This is a genomic window from Plantactinospora mayteni (genome assembly GCF_016862935.1).
Taxonomy (GTDB): Bacteria; Actinomycetota; Actinomycetes; order Mycobacteriales; family Micromonosporaceae; genus Plantactinospora; species Plantactinospora mayteni.
On the sequence record NZ_BONX01000004.1, the window covers coordinates 330245 to 345539 of the forward strand.

Sequence of the window (15295 nt, forward strand, 5' to 3'; positions counted from 1 at the left end):
GCCAACGCGGCAAGCGCCGTCCGGTTCCTGGCCGGCTGTCGACGCCGGGCGGTGGTGTGCGAACGGCTGCTGCCGGTGGCTTTGGACGAGGCGGCATCCTACGGCACGCTCGGTGAACTGGAGCACCGGTTGCGGCGTCACGCCGAGCCGGAACCGGTGTGTCCGGTCGTGCTGCACCTGATCTGGACCGGCGCCCTGACGGCGGACCTTCACCGTGGACCGCTGAGTGTGAGCACGCCGCTGGCTGTCGGGACGCCGCGGTCGGTGTGGTGCTGGTCGGGCTGACTGCGAAACAGCGCGAACAGGTAGCGCAGCGGGGCAACCCGTCAGATCGGCGGCGCCGGTGGCTCGGGCGGCTTGCCCCACGCCCGCCGCGCATCGGCGAGGGCCACCCCGGCCAGCACGACCCCGGCTGCGACCAGCACGACCAGCGGCGGCGCCCAGAGCAGCGCTGGGAAGAGCAGGACCAGCGCACCGATGGCGACAAGCCGGGACGGGGATACTCGACCGAACACCTCGTGTTCGAAGCGGGACCGGCCCACCATGTACACGGCCGGCCCAGCGAGGATCGCCGCGATCCACACGGCCGGGGCATGCCCGAGCGGACGGGCGATCGCCAGCTCGTAGCCGATCGCCATGGTGATGACACCGGCGATCATGATCATGTGGGAATCGGCGGCAGACTGCCCGATGCGTGCCGGAGTCGGGCTCGCCTGGACCGCCTCGGCGAGGATCTGGCCGGCGCGGTAGAAGTAGATCCGCCAGATCAGGATCGACTTTCCCACGGCGATCGCGAAGGCCACCGTCGACGCCAGGGAACGCCCCTCGCTCACGTAGGTCAGCCCGGTGACCAACACCACCTCGCCGAGAGCCACGAGGAAGAACTGCTGGTACCGCTCGGCCAAATGCGCGCCGGCGATGGACCATTGGGCGGGAGCCGAACGCCCGAGGCCGGGCACCGGCCAACCGAACCGGTTGGCCAAATACTCGATGGCCAAGGCTGGTCCCCAGAAGAACAACCGAGCTCCGGACCGCGCGAACAGCACGCCTGAGATCCACAGAACCGCCGTCGCCGCGTAGGTGATCAACATCCGCACCTTGAGTCGCTGCCGCTCGTCGCCGCGGAGCGCTATGGCGAGCAGCAGCGGCCGGCTCACCTGAGCGATCACGTAACCAGCCACGAAGGTGGCCGCGGCGTTGCGAAAGGCATGCGGGATCCCCACTCCCATCACCATGCTGGCCACCAGCGCGATCAGCACGACGAGCTGGATCATCGGCTGGTACGGGTCGTACCGGCTGGTCGTCCAGGCGGTGCCCTGCCAGACCGCCCAGAGGACGAGCAGCAGGAAGATCGTTTTGACGGCGCTGACCACGTTCAGGCCGAAGTCGTGCAAGCCATGAGCCATCGTGAGGCTCTCCACGCCCCGGGACACCACCTGGGTCAGCGCGAAGACGAAGGCCAGGTCGAAGAAGAGCTCCAGGAACGAGGCGCGCCCCGTCGCCTCCTTGGGCAGCAGCTTCCTCGGATCTCCCAGCATGATCCACCCGTCCGCGGGGTGCCGTCCCGCTCAGGCAGTCGTAGCGCATCTGGGGAACGAGCGTCGCCACAACCCGCAAAGGCAAATGCGGCTGGCAAGGAAGTGGTAGGCGGTTCACCTGGAGCGCCCGGGCGGCTTACCCCACGTGCCGTACCTCAGCCCACCACGGTGACCGGCAGGCGAGATGGGGCGACGACCGGCCGTCCAAGATCGCCACATCCTCCTCGCCGCCGACCGGGCGCTCTGTCCGGATCCAGGTCCGGGCGGCTCCGTTCTGGTCAGGCGGCGTCGGCGCCGTTCGAGAGGGCCGCCGAGCGGGTTCAGCCCGAGCGCGTACGCTCCGACGCTCACAGCAGGGCGATGCCGGCGCCGTGCCCCCAGTCGCCGACCAATACCGGCGGATCGGACCACACGTCCAGCGACAGGCCGGCGAGCGCGACCGCAGTGCCCGCCTCGATCGGCCGAACGGCCCACAGCAACCAGGATGGGCCGGCGGACTCGTCGTCCTGGGCCAGCCCGACCTGCGGCGCCCCGAATCAGAACATCCCGAGCAAACCAGCAGCGCGCTGCCGCTGGCCGGCCCGGCAACCGGCAAGCTCGTGCAGGAGCACCCGGACCAGCACAGGGCCGTCGAATGCCGGGCCGACGCGGTAGCGGGCCTCCCGTGCCGTGGCGAGCGGATACGCCACCAGCACGCCCACCCGGTCAGCAGCACCCCGAGCGGAACCGCCGCCGCCAGTGCGATCGCCTGGCAGTGGCGGCGGACCAGGGCGGTACCGGCCAGCAGCTGTGCACCGAGGACCCGAGGTGTCGCTCGGGAATACAGCACCTCACCATGCCGTCCGACAGTGCCGTGCCGTAAGGCAGTTCGCCGAGTGTCCTGCCGGAACCGCTGGTGATCGTGATTCTCGGCGTGTCGAAGCCGAGTTCGCTGACGTCGAGATCCAGTGCGCGCAGCGCGTCGAGCGCGTTCACCGCGAGAGTCAGAAAGACGCCCGCGTTGTCCGCGGTTCGGTCGTATGCCTCGTAGACGACTGCTCTGATCCCCGCCTTGTGCAAGGCGATCGCGCTCGCCGATCCCGAGATGCCACCACCGACGATCATCGCTGTGTATGTCATGCACTGAGTGCATGACATACACTTGAGGGGAGTGCAAGCCGCTGCCCGAGCGCGAATAATGTGGGGGCGATGAACGACAAGCTGCCAGCTGGGCTCGATCTGCTCTGGGGGCGACTGGACGAGCCGGCGCCGGAACCCAGGCAGGGTTTGAGCCTGTCCCGCATCGTGCGCGCGGCGGTGGAGGTGGCCGACACCGGCGGCCTCGAGGCGGTGTCGATGGCCAGGATCGCCGAGCGGCTGGGCTTCACCACGATGGCGCTCTACAGGCACGTCAAGAGCAAGAACGAGATGCTGCTGCTGATGCTGGACTCGGTCGCGTCCGTGCCCGCCGAACTCGACGAGCCCTGCGACGACTGGCGACTCGGCCTACAGCGCTGGTGCCGGTCACAGTGGCTGATGCTGCACGCCCATTCCTGGATCGTGCAGCTGCCCGTCACCGGGCCGCCGATCACACCCAACCAGTTGACGTGGACCGACCGCGCCCTGCGCATGCTGCACGACACCGGACTCACCGAAGCCGACAAGGCCGGCGTGGTCCTGCTGGTCGCCAACTACATGCTCACCACCGCACGGCTGAGCACGGACCTCGGCCCAGCCGCTTCGGGAGAATCGGTCGCCGCCTACAGCACTCTGCTCGGTGGTCTTGTTGACGCGCAACGGTTTCCCGCACTGCGTACGGCCATCGACGCGGGCGCGTTCGACTATCCCCCGGACGCCACCGAGGAAGAGCGGCAGTTCGACTACTCGTTCGGCCTCGACCGCATCCTGGACGGCGTGGAAACGCTCATCCGACACCGTGCCGGATGAGCGCGGCAGCCCGGGGAAGAACCAGGTGGAGATGGCGCCAGAGCGCGGCGACTGCCGGGACCCGTGCCCAGGATCATCCCCGCGACGCCGCACCATTTGGCGGTGGACGAGCGCGAGGCATCTGAACAGCGACAGCCGGATGGCCCGTCGCCCTCGCCTTCACGCCGTGCGCGCACACCTGCTGGAGATGGCGGGCGACCATGCGGCCGCCCGCCGTTGCTACCTACCGGTCCCGCACCGTACGGCCGGCCTTCCCAAGCGGCGTCACCTCCAGAACCGGGCTTCCCGACCGCCGTCGGAAGGCCCGTGGCGGAAGGTTGTCACCTGCCCGCGCCCACGAGAGCGGGTTCGGGGTTGGACTCGCCGGTCGGCGGCTGGGGGTCGTCGTGGTGTTTGGACAGCTTGCTGGGCCACCACATCCATCGACCCGCATCCACAGTCAGGGCGGTGACCAGCACCGAGCGGACGATCATGGTGTCCAGCAGCACGCCGAACGCCACCGTGAACCCTAGCTGCGCCGCGAAGACCAACGGCAGTGATCCCAGCGCCGCGAAGGTACCGGCCAGTACCAGACCCGCCGAAGTGATCACACCGCCGGTGGCGGACAGTCCGGTCCGCGCGCCGTTCCGGGTGCCGTGCAGTTGCGCGTCTTCCCGTACCCGGGTGACCAGGAAGATGTTGTAGTCGATGCCCAGGGCGACCAGGAACACGAACACCAGGAGTGGGAAGTTCGCGTCCGCCCCGGCGAAGCCGAACACGTGGTTGAACATCAGAGCGCTCACGCCGAGGGCCGCTCCGAACGACAGCACCACCGTCGCCATGAGCAGCAGTGGTGCGACGATCGCCCGTAGCAGCAGCGTGAGGATGAGGAAGACAACGATCAGTACGACGGGGATGATCACCTTGGCGTCGCGGGCGGCCGACTGTTGTGTGTCGAGTGCGATCGCCGTGCTGCCGCCGAGCCGGGCATCCGCACCCTCGATCTTGTGGACTGCGGTTCTGGCCTGCTCGACGGTGTGCATCGCGGCCTTGCTGCCGGGAGCGTCCTCGAGCGTCCCGAGAACGAAGGCGTCACCATCCTTGATCATGGGCGTCGCGACGTCGGCGATCCCTGGTACGGCTGACAGCACGGTCTTGACCTGCTCCGCCGAGGCGGCCTTGGCCACGACGTAGATGGGGTCACCCGACCCGGCCGGGAAGTGCCTGGACTGGATCTCCTCGCCGACGACCGCCTGCGGCTCATTGGTGAACTGGCCCTTGCTCGGGATCCCATCGGCCTTGAGCCCCGTCACCCCGATCGTCATGACGCCGAGGACGAGCGCGGTGCCGACCCACACGATCCGCGGCCGGCGGGAGATGGCGGTGCCGATCCGCGTCCAGATGCTGTCCTTGGCCGTCCCGACGGAGCCGTACGACGGCTTCACCGGCCAGAAGATCCAGCGGCCGCAGATGACCAGCAGGGCCGGCATCAGGGTGACCATGGCGAGCAGCCCGACAAGGATACCGATGGCACAGGCCGGGCCGAGGCCCTTTGTGGAGTTGAGAGTGGCCAGCAGCAGCACCAGCAGGCTGACAGCGACGGTCGCGGCGCTGGCGATGATCGCGGGGCTGGAGCGGTACAGGGCCTCCGCCATCGCCTCGTGCCGGTCCTCGTGTCGCCGCAACTCCTCCCGGTACCGGGAGATGAGCAGTAGCGCGTAGTCGGTGGCGGCGCCGAACACCAGTACGGTCAAGATGAGGCTGGTCTGCGTGTTGACGGTTAGCCCGGCGTTCTTCGCCAGCAGGTAGATCACCGCTTCCGCCGTAACCAGGGCGCCGCCAGCGGTCAGCAGCGGCAGCAGTGGCAGCAACGGGCTGCGGTAGGTGAACAGCAGGATGACGACCACCACCAAGGCGGTGATCATCCCCAGGGCGCCTCCTCCGCTGAAGGCCGTTATGGAGTCGGATGCGTAACCGGCCGGTCCGGTGACGTGGAACCCGAGACCGTTGGCGTTCTGTTCGCCGATCTTGGTCATCGCGTCGACGACCTCGTGGGCCCCGTCCCAGCCCTCGTTACCGTCGTCAACCTGGACCACGGTCTGGATGGCCTTGCCGTCCTGGGACTTCAATGGGCCCTGTGGCTGCCCCACGACCTTGTCGATGCCCTTGAAGGCGTCAGCGTCGGCGTGGGCCTTGGCCATGTCGGCCGGGGTGACACCCTCGGGCCGGTCGTAGATCACGATCGCGGGCAGGGTCTCGGCGGGCTGGAACTTCTTGGCCTGGTCCAGGACCTTGGTCGCCTCCGCGTTGCTGGGCAGCCACGCCGAATTGTCGTTCTTCTCGACGTCGCCCAGGTTGCCGGCCAACATGAAGGCTGGCACCAGCAGGGCGATCCAGACGGCCACGATGGCCCATTTCGTGATCCTGCCACTGGGCAAGGTCATTACTTTTCGCAACATGGGGATTCCTCATTGTTCAGTCGACGTGGGAGAGCCTGTCGGGATCGATGGCGGCGTGGATTCCGCACACCTGGCTGTCACCCCGAAGTGAGGTCGGGGACGACGACGGCGAAGGGGGTGTCGTCGGCGGGCAGCAGCGCCGAAGGGTCGCCGTTGACGCTGCGGTAGACGACATCGAGAGCCTTGCCGAGGTGGGGGTGACACCGGCGAGTTCGGCCGTGCAGAACGTACGCGATGCTGACCTGGTTCGCGGTGGCTTGTCGGCTCCTTAGCGGCTGATCTGCCGCGGGACCGTCATCGCGGCGAGTTTGTCTGGGTTGCGGATGGCGTAGAAGTTGGTGATCTTTCCGTCGATGATCTCGATCAGGAGGACACCTTGAGGGTGGTCGCCGCCGAGGTGGGCGACCATCGCGGGCGCGTTGTTGCAGTTGGCCAGTTGGATCCGCATCCCCGGCACCTGCCGGCTTGCCCGAAAGAGGTCCATGAGGACGGCGGCCACCTTCTGCGCACCCACCACCGGCCGGCGCGCTGCGGTGGCCTTGCCGCCGCTGTCGGCGGTCCAGGTGACGTTCGGCGCGAGCAGAGAGAGCAGCCCTGCCATGTCACCGGTGGCCGCCGCAGTCATGAACTCCTCGGTGACCTGCGCGGTCTTCGCGGCGTCGGCGGGCTGGAATCGCCTGCGTCGCGCCCGCACGTGCTCGCGGGCGCGGTGCGCCATCTGGTGCACCGCCGTCACGGATTTGCCCACCGATGCGGCGATTTCGTCGTAGCCGAAGCCGAACACCTCGCGCAGCACGAACACCGCACGCTCATCCGGGCTGAGTGTTTCGAGCAGTACGAGCATCGCCATCGACACCGACTCGGCGAGCACCACATCGACCGACGGGTCGTTCTCGTCGAGCAGCAGTGGTTCGGGCAGCCACGGGCCGACGTAGTCCTCGCGACGGCGCGCACTCGCCCGCAACGCGTTGAGCGTCTGACGGGTCACCAGCCGTGCCAGGTACGACCTGGTGTCCCGCACCGTCGCGAGGTCCACCTCGGCCCACCGCAGATAGCTGTCCTGCAACACGTCGTCGGATTCGGTGGCCGAGCCGAGTATTTCGTAGACGATCGTAAACAGCAGCGGCCGCAACAGGGTGAACCGCTCGGCATGCTCGTCGGTGGTCACGGGGACGTGACCGCCCGCGCGGCCGAGGCCGACTGCTCCAGCCGCCGACCGCCCTTGACCCACGCCGTGGAACCCGGCTCGCGGGCCTCGCGACGGATCCTCGACACCGCGACCTTGCAGGTAAACTCCTTGATCGCGGCGCCCAGCCGGCCACCGATGTAGAGGTTCACCGCAGTGTCATCCTTGCGGGCGAGCTGTCGCATGGCGGTGTGCCGGCCGAGGCTGACGCACGACCCGGTGAGGGCCTGGTCAATCACCGCCGGTGCGGTCCCCGCGATGTGGCTCAGCACGGTGTTGGCGGCCTGGGCCCCCAGCGCCCCGGCGGCCTGGCAGCTCATCCGCAGCGGGTGGCCCGACGGTGCCGCAGCGTCGCCGGTGGCGACCACCCGGTCGTCGTCGACACTGGCCAACGTCTCGTCGGTGAGCAGTCGGCCGAGCGTGTCGGTGCGCAGCCCGCTCGCGACCGCCAGCCCCGGCACGCCGAAACCGGTCGCCCAGATGGTCAGTACGCTCGACCGCACCGTACCGTCGGCGAGGACGACCGCATCCGGCCCGACCTCGGTTACCACGTCAGCTTCGAGCACGGTGACACCGTGCCGGGACAGCCACCTGGCGGCGTATCGGCGACCGGGCGCACTCCAAGACGACACCATGGCTCCCCCACACACCAGGGTGACCGCGCGTCCCTGCTCGGCCAGCTCGGCCGCCGTCTCGACGCCGGTCAACCCGCCGCCGACCACGGTGACCGGAGCGTCGACGGGCAACTCCGCCAGCCTGGCGCGCAGCCGCCGCGCAGCCTCGAACTCCGCGACGGGGAAAGCGAACTCGGCCGCGCCAGGCACCGACGAGGGTACCGCCGCGGTGCTGCCGACCGCGTAGATGACGTAGTCGTAGCTCAGCGCGCGGCCCGACGCCAACCGCACCGCCCGGGCGGCGGTGTCGATGCGTGTGGCGCTGTCGACCACCAACTGGATGCCTTCGCCGAGCAGTGTGCCGTAGTCGATCGTGGCGTCGCCGGTGCCGGCCACGAACTGGTGCAGCCGCACCCGTTCGACGAAGTCCGGCCGGGGATTGACCAGCGTGATGTCGACGTCGGCGCGCATCCGCAGATGGTTAGCCGCGAGCGTTCCGGCATAACCACCGCCGATGACGACGACCTTGTGACGTGTGTCGTGCTCAGTCATGCCCCCAAGACACCGCGGAACGCCGACACCTGACACGACGTGATGCACGTCACCCCACCTCGATGACGCGGCAACACACCGTACCGGCCGCGCAGCGCCTTTCCCGGCACCAGCCGGGTGCCGACGGCCGCGAGCGTCCACTGACCCTCGGGCACGCAGGCCCGGCCGTCCGGCAAGCGCTGCTCGGGCGTACGCGATCCTTCGCCCGGTGCGGGGACCGGGCGCAGCCGCCAAGGGGTGTTTGCCTGCCAGCCGACGGTCGATTAGGGCGTTTGTCGACCTGGAGTCGATGTTGATCGGCTTCCTTCCCGAGCATTACCATGATCATGGTTTCGGGCCTGATCGACTACCGCCGGTACGTCGGGTCGCGGTTCACCGACAGGGGTGTGGTTCAGTGCCGGCAGGCCCGCAGCCCAGCCATGATGACCTCCACGAGCCGTGCCCTGGTGTCGGTGTCGATGGGCTCCGCCGGCTGCCACGGGGTTAGCGGGCGCAGGTAGGCCAGCCCTACCAGGCAGTCGGTGGCCAGGTCGACGTCGAGGTCGGCGGGCAGTTCGCCCCGCTGGACGGCGCGCTGGAGCAACCGGGCGGCTGCGGCACGTCGGGGTTGCTCGGCGATGGTGTGTATTGCTTCCGCGAACGGGCGATTGCGGGTGGCCTCGGCGGTCAGATCAGCGAGGATGCGGATGGCACCCAGGTCCGCCCGCAGAGCGGAGGCGTAGGCCACGAACCTGGTGACGTCCTCACGGAGCGTCCCCGTGTTCGGGAGTGGAACGGCCTGGTCCGCGAGACGGGTGAGGAGGTCGAGCACCAGGGGTTCCTTGGACGCCCAGCGGCGGTAGATAGCGGCCTTGCCGACGCCGGCACGGCGGGCGACGGCGTCCATGGACATCCGCGCGTACCCGCCCTCGGTCAGCTCGGTCAGAGCAGCCTGCACGATCGCGTCGGTGACCTCGGCACGCAGCCCGGCTGCGCCGGCTGCCCGGCGGGAAGGGCGGGTAGCAGCGTCAGCCATGCGCCATCCTCGGGAGACGGAACGGTTGCGTTCCATCGTATGCCGACCTAGTGTTGGCCGCCATGGAACGGAACCGTTCCGTTCCTCGCGTGACATGGGCGCTGGTGATGCAATGACCGGATCTGCTGACGTCCTGGTCGTCGGAGCGGGGCCTGCCGGCCTCGCGCTGGCCTGCGCCCTGCGGCTGCACGACGTGGATGTCCGGGTAATCGACCAGGCACCGGGGGCGGCCACCACCTCACGCGCCAACCTCCTGCACGCCCGAGGCGCCGAGGTGCTCGACCGGCTGGGCGCGCTGGGCGACCTGCCCGACCGGTCCGCCCCGGCGCTCGTTCTCACCACCTACATCAGCGGCCGACCAGCAATGACGATCCGCTTCGGCGACCCGGGCCTGGGCACCGCCCGCCCGGCACTGGTACTGCCCCAAGCCGACATCGAGGCCGCGCTGCGCGACCGTCTCGTCGAGTTGGGCGGCACGGTGGAATGGAGCAGCACGCTGGTCGACCTCAACCAGGACGCGGACGGCGTGACCGCCGTGCTTGACAGTGGGGAGACGATCCGGGCCGGTTGGTTGGCCGGTTGCGACGGCGCGCACAGCACGGTCCGCAAGCTGGCCGGCATCGGCTTCCCCGGCGCACCGCTGACCGACCAGTGGCTGCTGGCCGACGCACACGCCGACTTCGGCCTAGACCGCGCCGGCGGGCACGGCTGGGCCCACCAGGACGGGCCGCTGTTCATGATGCCGATGCCGTCGGTCGACGGCGCCGACAACGTGTGGCGGCTGATGGCCTACCTGCCGGGCTCCACCGACGAAAAGCTCCAGGAGCCGGAGATCATGGAGCGGTTCCGGCGACTGCTGCCCAAGCGTGCGGGCCTGGCCGGAGACCGGCTTCGGGACGCGATCTGGACCTCGGTCTACCGCGTCCACCGGCGCCTTGCCACGGACTATCGCCAGGGCCACATCCTCCTGGCCGGCGATGCCGCCCACATCCACAGCCCCTCCGGCGGTCAGGGCATGATCACCGGGATCGGCGACGCGGAGAACCTCGGGTGGAAGCTCGCGTTGGTGATCCACGGCCGCGCCAAGGCGGCACTGCTGGACACCTACGAGGCCGAGCGTCGCCCGCTCGCGACCGAGGTGTTGCGCACCACCAGCACCATCGCCCGGCTACAGATCGGCAACGGCCCGCTGGTTCGTCTGCTCACCAGATGGGTCCTGATGCCCATCTTCCGCCAGCCGGCAGTGCAACGCCAGGGAACCCTGGTCGCCTCACAGCTCAACGTGAACTACCGCCGAGGCCCGCTCGCCGGCCGTATCGCCCGGTTCAGCCGACACCCACGACCCGGTGACCGGGTAGCCGATCTTTCCTGCCAGCGTCACGACGGCACCACGACCCGGCTGCATGCCGAACTCGGTGGGCGCTGGGGGCTGCTCGCCGCCGGTAACCGCGCGCAGGCCTGGCACGAGGAGGTCAGCGCCCGGCTTGGCGACCGCGTCGTGCCGCTCGCGCCGATCGACCGGCAGGGCGGCCCCAACGACGAGGTCTGGCTGATCCGTCCCGACGCCCATCTGGCCTGGCGTGGCCAATCAGGCGCAGACGGACCGGGGCGCTGGCTAGATGCCGCGCTGCAACAGGGACGCGTCTGAGTTCGCAGCCGAGCCGCCTGAGACCTGAAACAGCGTGCGATCCGGCGTGATCGTAGTGATCACATCGTCCGGCCGGCCGTAGACGCACTCACCCACGCACCACCATGCGCTACGACCGCGCCCGCAAAAACCTCGACCGCCACCCCAACTACATCCTCGCCGCCTACATGGCCTCCGGAACCTCTTTCGTATCGGAGTTCCGCGTCCTTATGTGTTGATCTTTCCTAACATGGCGATTCCCACCAATCTCAACCGATTCCGGGCAGCACTCCTGGTGATTAGTGGTTTACCCGGAACGGTTCAGTCCCAGTTGTCGTGCCGGGTGCCGAAGGCGTCCCGCTCGGACTCGCTAATCTCCAGCGAACCATCGCGCAGCTTGAGGAGGGTTTCGAAGTACTCCTCTCGGGGCGCGCCCGGCGCGAACAGCAACAGCATCGACGCCGGCTCACCGGACTCGTTGCGGAACCCGTGTATCCCGCCAGGTGGTACGTGCAGGAAGTCTCCGGCGCCGGCGTCGACCCATCGGTCGCCGGAGTACAGCCGGATGTTTCCGTCAAGGACGAAGAACGACTCGGAAAGGCCGCGGTGGAAGTGCGGGCCGGGTCCGCTTAGCTCCGGGCTGAAGTCCCACCGGTAGAGGCCGAAGTCGCCGAACGTCTCCGTTCCGCGCGCGAGGTAGGTGACCTTCACCCCGTTTGGATAGGTGATGTCCGGTGGCTGGTCCGCTCTTCTGAGGTGCGTGCGGCTGTGACCGTGTTCTCCGTCGTAGCGCGAAGGTGGGTAGGCGGGTAGCGACAACGCGGTTCCTTCCCATTGTGTCTGAGCCAGGGTGCCGGTGACGGGTTCCGTCGCCGAGCCTAGAACCTCGACGAGTCGGCAACCGACCGGCCGGACAGGTCGCGGGCATAGGAAGTTGTACCGGGGGTGACCCGGGCGAGGCGTGGACGATCTTTGGTGCGTGGGGCGTGAGGTGAACGAGCGGGCGAGGGCAGGGAGTACACGTCGTGAGTGAGACACGAGACGGTCCGGCGGGGATGCCTACCGCGTACGCGATGAGCAAGGATCTGGGGAGTTGCTCGTTGATGCACGCGGTCGAGCGCAACGAACGACGGGGCGTCGCCGCCCTGCTGCCGGGTGACGCCGCCATCGACACGGTCAGCGCCGACGGCATGACCGCGCTGCAACTGCCGCGGCTGGCAGCGTGATTGGCGCTGGTACTCGAAGCGGCCACGCGATGACGCGAGGGCTGGTGTCGGGGTGGGCGGACATGCCGACGGTCGGATGGCCGTGCTGGACTTCATCGGGCGGGGGTGGTCAGGTGGTGCAGGAGTTTGCGTGCCAGGGCGTCCAGGGTGGTCAGTTCTCGGGGCGTGAGGTTGGCCAGCAGGGCGGTGACGTTGGCGGTGTGCTGCGTCATGGCGGCGTCGACGGTGTCGTAGCCCTGTTCGGTCAGGCGGATCTGGAAGCTGCGCCGGTCGGCGCGGTCCAGGGAGCGTTCGATCATTCCGGCGGACTCCAGCCGGTCCAGCCGGTTGGTCATCCCTGCTCGGGAGAGCATCAGCAGGTCGGACAGATGTGAAGGGCTGAGGGCGTACGGGGCCCCAGATCGGCGCAGCGCTGCCAGGACGTCGAACTCGCCGCGTTGCAGGCCGAACTTGGTGAACACCTGCTCCTGGGCGGGGCCGAGGAGCAGGTTCACGCGGCCCAGCCGGCCGACCACCGCGATCGCGGTGAGGTCCAGGTCCGGGCGTTCCCGCTGCCAGGCGGTGACCACCGCGTCCACCGCGTCCGGGGCGGCTGTCGGATTGTTCCCGCGCGTGGCGGGAGCAGTGTCGGGTGAGGTGGAAGCGGGGGTGTGGTCATACCTGTTTGCGGCGCTCATGCCCTCACTCTAGTTCGAGGTCAGATACAAGCGCCATCTTATAGTTTGACATCGTACTATCTGACGTGCAATCATCTCTGGCATGAGCGGAACGCACCCGCCGGGGACGCCTCCGGCCGAGCAGCCCGGGTTCAAGCCCCTGGTGGTACACGCGCAGGACGCTGAGTTCCTTGGCGCAGGGTCAGACACCATCGCGCTGCTGGCCGACGCGTCGGCCACCGGTGGCCTACTGGGAGCCAGTCGCACAACCTTGGGGCGAGGCAGGGACGGCGCGACCCCGCACTATCACCGTGGCTCGGCCGAGTTGTTCTTCGTCCTGGACGGGCGGCTGCAGGTCCTGGCGGGCGAGGAGGTGGTGGAGGTCGAGGCCGGCGGCACCCTCGTGGTCCCGCCGCACACCGTTCACGCCTTCGCGGCCGCTTCGGGGTCAGGTGCCGACGCGCTGATCGTGATCACCCCGGGTGTGGAGCGGTTCGCCTATTTCCGCCTGCTGGAACGCGTCCGCCACGGCCGCGCCGACCCCCAGGATCTGCTGGCGGTCCAAGACCGCTTCGACACCCACTTCGTCGACAGCACCCCTTGGCGACGAACTCGCGCAGCCGCCTGACCGCACCCTCAACCCGTATCAACACCTAGCTGCACACACTCCTAGGGAGACATCATGCGAAAGATCATCGCTTCCACCTACACCACCCTCGACGGCTTCATCGACGACCCGCACCTGTGGTCCATGCAGCACAACAGCGAGGACGCCATGGCGTACGCGCTGAACCTCACGCTCGGCTGCGACGCGCTCCTGCTCGGCCGCGCCACCTACGAAGGCATGGCCCAGGCATGGCCAGCCATGGGCGGCAACCCCTACGCCGACCACGTCAACAGCATCGCCAAATACGCCGTGTCCTCGACCCTCGAAAAGCCGGCCGAGTGGGACAACTCGCACCTCATCCCGGGCGACAAGCTCATCGAAGCCGTGACCGCGCTGAAATCCGAAGCCGGCAAGGACATCCTCATCTGGGGCAACGGCCGACTCACCGACGATCTGGCCAAGCACGGGCTCCTGGACGAATACAAAGTCTGGATCTACCCCGTCATCAAGGGCGGCGGCGAGGCCCTCTTCCGCCCCGAGAGCGTCACCACCGTCGAACTCGTCGACAGCACCACCTTCACCTCGGGCGTCGTCGTCCTGACCTACCGCCCCACGCGCCCCTGACCCGAGCCACCGCAAACCGACCGTGGCATAACTGAAGCATCCGAGGGCCGTGGGCCGCCAGCAATGGCGACTCACGGCCCATTCTTCTTCTCCGAGAAGGGCCAACCCGTGAATCCCAGCCTCGTACTCGCTGCTATCGTCTCCACGCTCGCTCCCACACCCGCACCGTCTCCCACCCCGTCGGCACCCCCCGTTGCCCGGACCTTCCGCTTCCTACGCCACGAGCACTACTTCGAAGACCTCAATGGCTTCGGAACGCGGATGACCGACCGCATGACCATCAGCGCACCCTTGGGGCCGTTGGGCGCGGTGGTGACCCGGGCACTGATCGCGCCGTACCAACGACGCCTGTTGAAGCGAAGGACAGCCCACATCAAGTGCCTGGCAGAAGCCCGCAACAGGACGTGACGATCCCGCGAGGCATCCGCAACTGCCGCCGCCCGTGCGGCGCCGCCCCAGCTAGAGCCGTCACCCTTCGCGACCGACCTGCTGCGAGATCGATGCCCAGACCCGCCGACGAGCGCGCACGGCCGGTCTCAGATCGGCTGGCGAAGCAGTTGCCATCCACGCGTCAGCCAGGGCCTGCATCACCTGACGAAGATCGAACCAGAAGACACCACCAGGACGTTTAATCTTGTGGAGACGCACAGCCTCCGTGGTCTCCCCGGCGCTCACACAAGCACCCTAGGCGAGAGCAAGTAGGTGCTTGGCCGCACCGGTCCGCTCGGCGGCGTTCAGCCGAGCTGTTCCGCCAGTCCGACGATGATGCCCTCGGCGCCAGCGGCACCGTCGTCCACCGCGCCTCGGGCATCGACCGGAGGCTGGCTGGGCGGCCGGTCCCCCTCTAAACTCCCGGACGATCAAGAGATTCGGGGAAAGCGAGCTGGAGTGGTCGAATCAGTACCAAACCAGGAAGCTATCGGATGCCCCCGCCCTAATCAGGCGACCACGCCGGAAGAATTCGTCGCGGCGCTGCGCGAACTTCGGGCGTGGGCCGGGATCACCTACCGCCAGCTCGCCGCCAAGGCACAGACGGCCGGTGACCTCTTGCCGGCCAGCACGATCGCGTCGACGTTGAGCCGCTCGACCGTGCCCCGGCCCAGGTTCGTCGAGGCGTTCGTCCGGGCGTGTGGCGGTGACGAGGCGACTGTGGCCAGTTGGGTAAGGGCACGAAACGCGGTGGCGGCCCGGACCGTCACGACTCCGGACACCGCAGCCACGGTGTCGAGCGCCGCACCGGTGACACCGGAGAACGTCTCCGTCGCTTCGCGTCCCGCGCCCGTACC

At 68.4% G+C, this 15295-nt stretch carries 17 protein-coding genes and 1 pseudogene; 7 read left to right on the forward strand and 11 right to left on the reverse strand.

Annotation, left to right across the window (positions count from 1 at the left end; genetic code table 11):
* The first annotated feature begins 54 nt into the window (after positions 1–54).
* Positions 55–285, forward strand: a complete 231-nt coding sequence (locus Pma05_RS04925; protein ID WP_203856059.1) for a hypothetical protein — start codon at positions 55–57, stop codon at positions 283–285.
* A gap of 41 nt (positions 286–326) precedes the next feature.
* On the opposite strand, the gene Pma05_RS04930 is transcribed toward Pma05_RS04925, so the two are convergent.
* From Pma05_RS04930 to Pma05_RS04940, 4 genes are all read right to left on the reverse strand, one after another.
* Positions 327–1538 carry a low temperature requirement protein A gene (locus Pma05_RS04930; protein ID WP_203856060.1) on the reverse strand — a complete coding sequence of 404 codons (1212 nt, stop codon included), beginning with the start codon at positions 1536–1538 and terminating at the stop codon, positions 327–329.
* Positions 1539–1885: 347 nt separating this feature from the next.
* Positions 1886–2017, reverse strand: coding sequence for a hypothetical protein (locus Pma05_RS43390; protein ID WP_275414646.1), 132 nt, complete (start codon positions 2015–2017; stop codon positions 1886–1888).
* A 57-nt stretch (positions 2018–2074) separates the two neighbouring features.
* Positions 2075–2239: a hypothetical protein gene (locus Pma05_RS04935; RefSeq protein ID WP_203856061.1), complete on the reverse strand. Its 165-nt coding sequence runs from the start codon at positions 2237–2239 to the stop codon at positions 2075–2077.
* 4 nt (positions 2240–2243) lie between these two features.
* The gene (locus Pma05_RS04940) at positions 2244–2642 is read right to left on the reverse strand and encodes an FAD-dependent oxidoreductase (protein WP_203856062.1); all 399 of its coding nucleotides are present in this window, start codon (positions 2640–2642) and stop codon (positions 2244–2246) included.
* 84 nt (positions 2643–2726) lie between these two features.
* Between Pma05_RS04940 and Pma05_RS04945 the strand changes: the two genes are divergently transcribed.
* Positions 2727–3464: a TetR/AcrR family transcriptional regulator gene (locus tag Pma05_RS04945; RefSeq protein WP_239311708.1), complete on the forward strand. Its 738-nt coding sequence runs from the start codon at positions 2727–2729 to the stop codon at positions 3462–3464.
* Between the two features lie 320 nt (positions 3465–3784).
* On the opposite strand, the gene Pma05_RS04950 is transcribed toward Pma05_RS04945, so the two are convergent.
* From Pma05_RS04950 to Pma05_RS04965, 4 genes are all read right to left on the reverse strand, one after another.
* Positions 3785–5902 carry an MMPL family transporter gene (locus Pma05_RS04950; protein ID WP_239311694.1) on the reverse strand — a complete coding sequence of 706 codons (2118 nt, stop codon included), beginning with the start codon at positions 5900–5902 and terminating at the stop codon, positions 3785–3787.
* Between the two features lie 268 nt (positions 5903–6170).
* Positions 6171–7070 carry an RNA polymerase sigma factor SigJ gene (sigJ, locus tag Pma05_RS04955; RefSeq protein WP_203856064.1) on the reverse strand — a complete coding sequence of 300 codons (900 nt, stop codon included), beginning with the start codon at positions 7068–7070 and terminating at the stop codon, positions 6171–6173.
* Positions 7067–8254: an NAD(P)/FAD-dependent oxidoreductase gene (locus Pma05_RS04960; protein ID WP_203856065.1), complete on the reverse strand. Its 1188-nt coding sequence runs from the start codon at positions 8252–8254 to the stop codon at positions 7067–7069. Before Pma05_RS04960 ends, sigJ begins: the two co-directional genes overlap by 4 nt.
* Positions 8255–8645: 391 nt before the next feature.
* A complete protein-coding gene (locus Pma05_RS04965) occupies positions 8646–9269 on the reverse strand; it encodes a TetR/AcrR family transcriptional regulator (protein WP_203856066.1) in 624 nt (207 codons plus the stop codon).
* Here Pma05_RS04965 and Pma05_RS04970 point away from each other — a divergent pair.
* Positions 9268–10917 (forward strand): FAD-dependent monooxygenase, encoded by a 1650-nt coding sequence (locus Pma05_RS04970; protein ID WP_203856067.1) that lies wholly within the window; start codon positions 9268–9270, stop codon positions 10915–10917. The genes Pma05_RS04965 and Pma05_RS04970 overlap by 2 nt on opposite strands.
* A gap of 300 nt (positions 10918–11217) precedes the next feature.
* Here the strand turns inward: Pma05_RS04970 and Pma05_RS04975 are convergent, their stop codons facing one another.
* Entirely contained in the window at positions 11218–11607 is a 390-nt protein-coding gene (locus tag Pma05_RS04975; protein WP_239311698.1) for a cupin domain-containing protein, read from the reverse strand.
* A gap of 314 nt (positions 11608–11921) precedes the next feature.
* On the opposite strand from Pma05_RS04975, the gene Pma05_RS04980 reads away from it, so the two are divergent.
* Positions 11922–12122: a hypothetical protein gene (locus tag Pma05_RS04980; protein ID WP_203856068.1), complete on the forward strand. Its 201-nt coding sequence runs from the start codon at positions 11922–11924 to the stop codon at positions 12120–12122.
* A 92-nt stretch (positions 12123–12214) separates the two neighbouring features.
* On the opposite strand, the gene Pma05_RS04985 is transcribed toward Pma05_RS04980, so the two are convergent.
* Positions 12215–12799 (reverse strand): MarR family winged helix-turn-helix transcriptional regulator, encoded by a 585-nt coding sequence (locus Pma05_RS04985; protein WP_203856069.1) that lies wholly within the window; start codon positions 12797–12799, stop codon positions 12215–12217.
* Between the two features lie 82 nt (positions 12800–12881).
* On the opposite strand from Pma05_RS04985, the gene Pma05_RS04990 reads away from it, so the two are divergent.
* From Pma05_RS04990 to Pma05_RS43910, 3 genes and pseudogenes are all read left to right on the forward strand, one after another.
* Complete coding sequence (locus tag Pma05_RS04990) at positions 12882–13406, forward strand: cupin domain-containing protein (RefSeq protein ID WP_203856070.1); 525 nt, start codon at positions 12882–12884, stop codon at positions 13404–13406.
* Between the two features lie 54 nt (positions 13407–13460).
* Entirely contained in the window at positions 13461–14009 is a 549-nt protein-coding gene (locus Pma05_RS04995; RefSeq protein ID WP_203856071.1) for a dihydrofolate reductase family protein, read from the forward strand.
* Between the two features lie 765 nt (positions 14010–14774).
* A pseudogene (locus Pma05_RS43910) lies at positions 14775–15110 on the forward strand (hypothetical protein); the annotation flags it as partial.
* Here the strand turns inward: Pma05_RS43910 and Pma05_RS05000 are convergent.
* On the reverse strand, positions 15014–15220 hold the full coding sequence (locus Pma05_RS05000) for a hypothetical protein (RefSeq protein ID WP_203856072.1): 207 nt from the start codon (positions 15218–15220) through the stop codon (positions 15014–15016). The pseudogene Pma05_RS43910 and the gene Pma05_RS05000 sit on opposite strands and share 97 nt — an antisense overlap.
* Between the last annotated feature and the right edge of the window lie 75 nt (positions 15221–15295).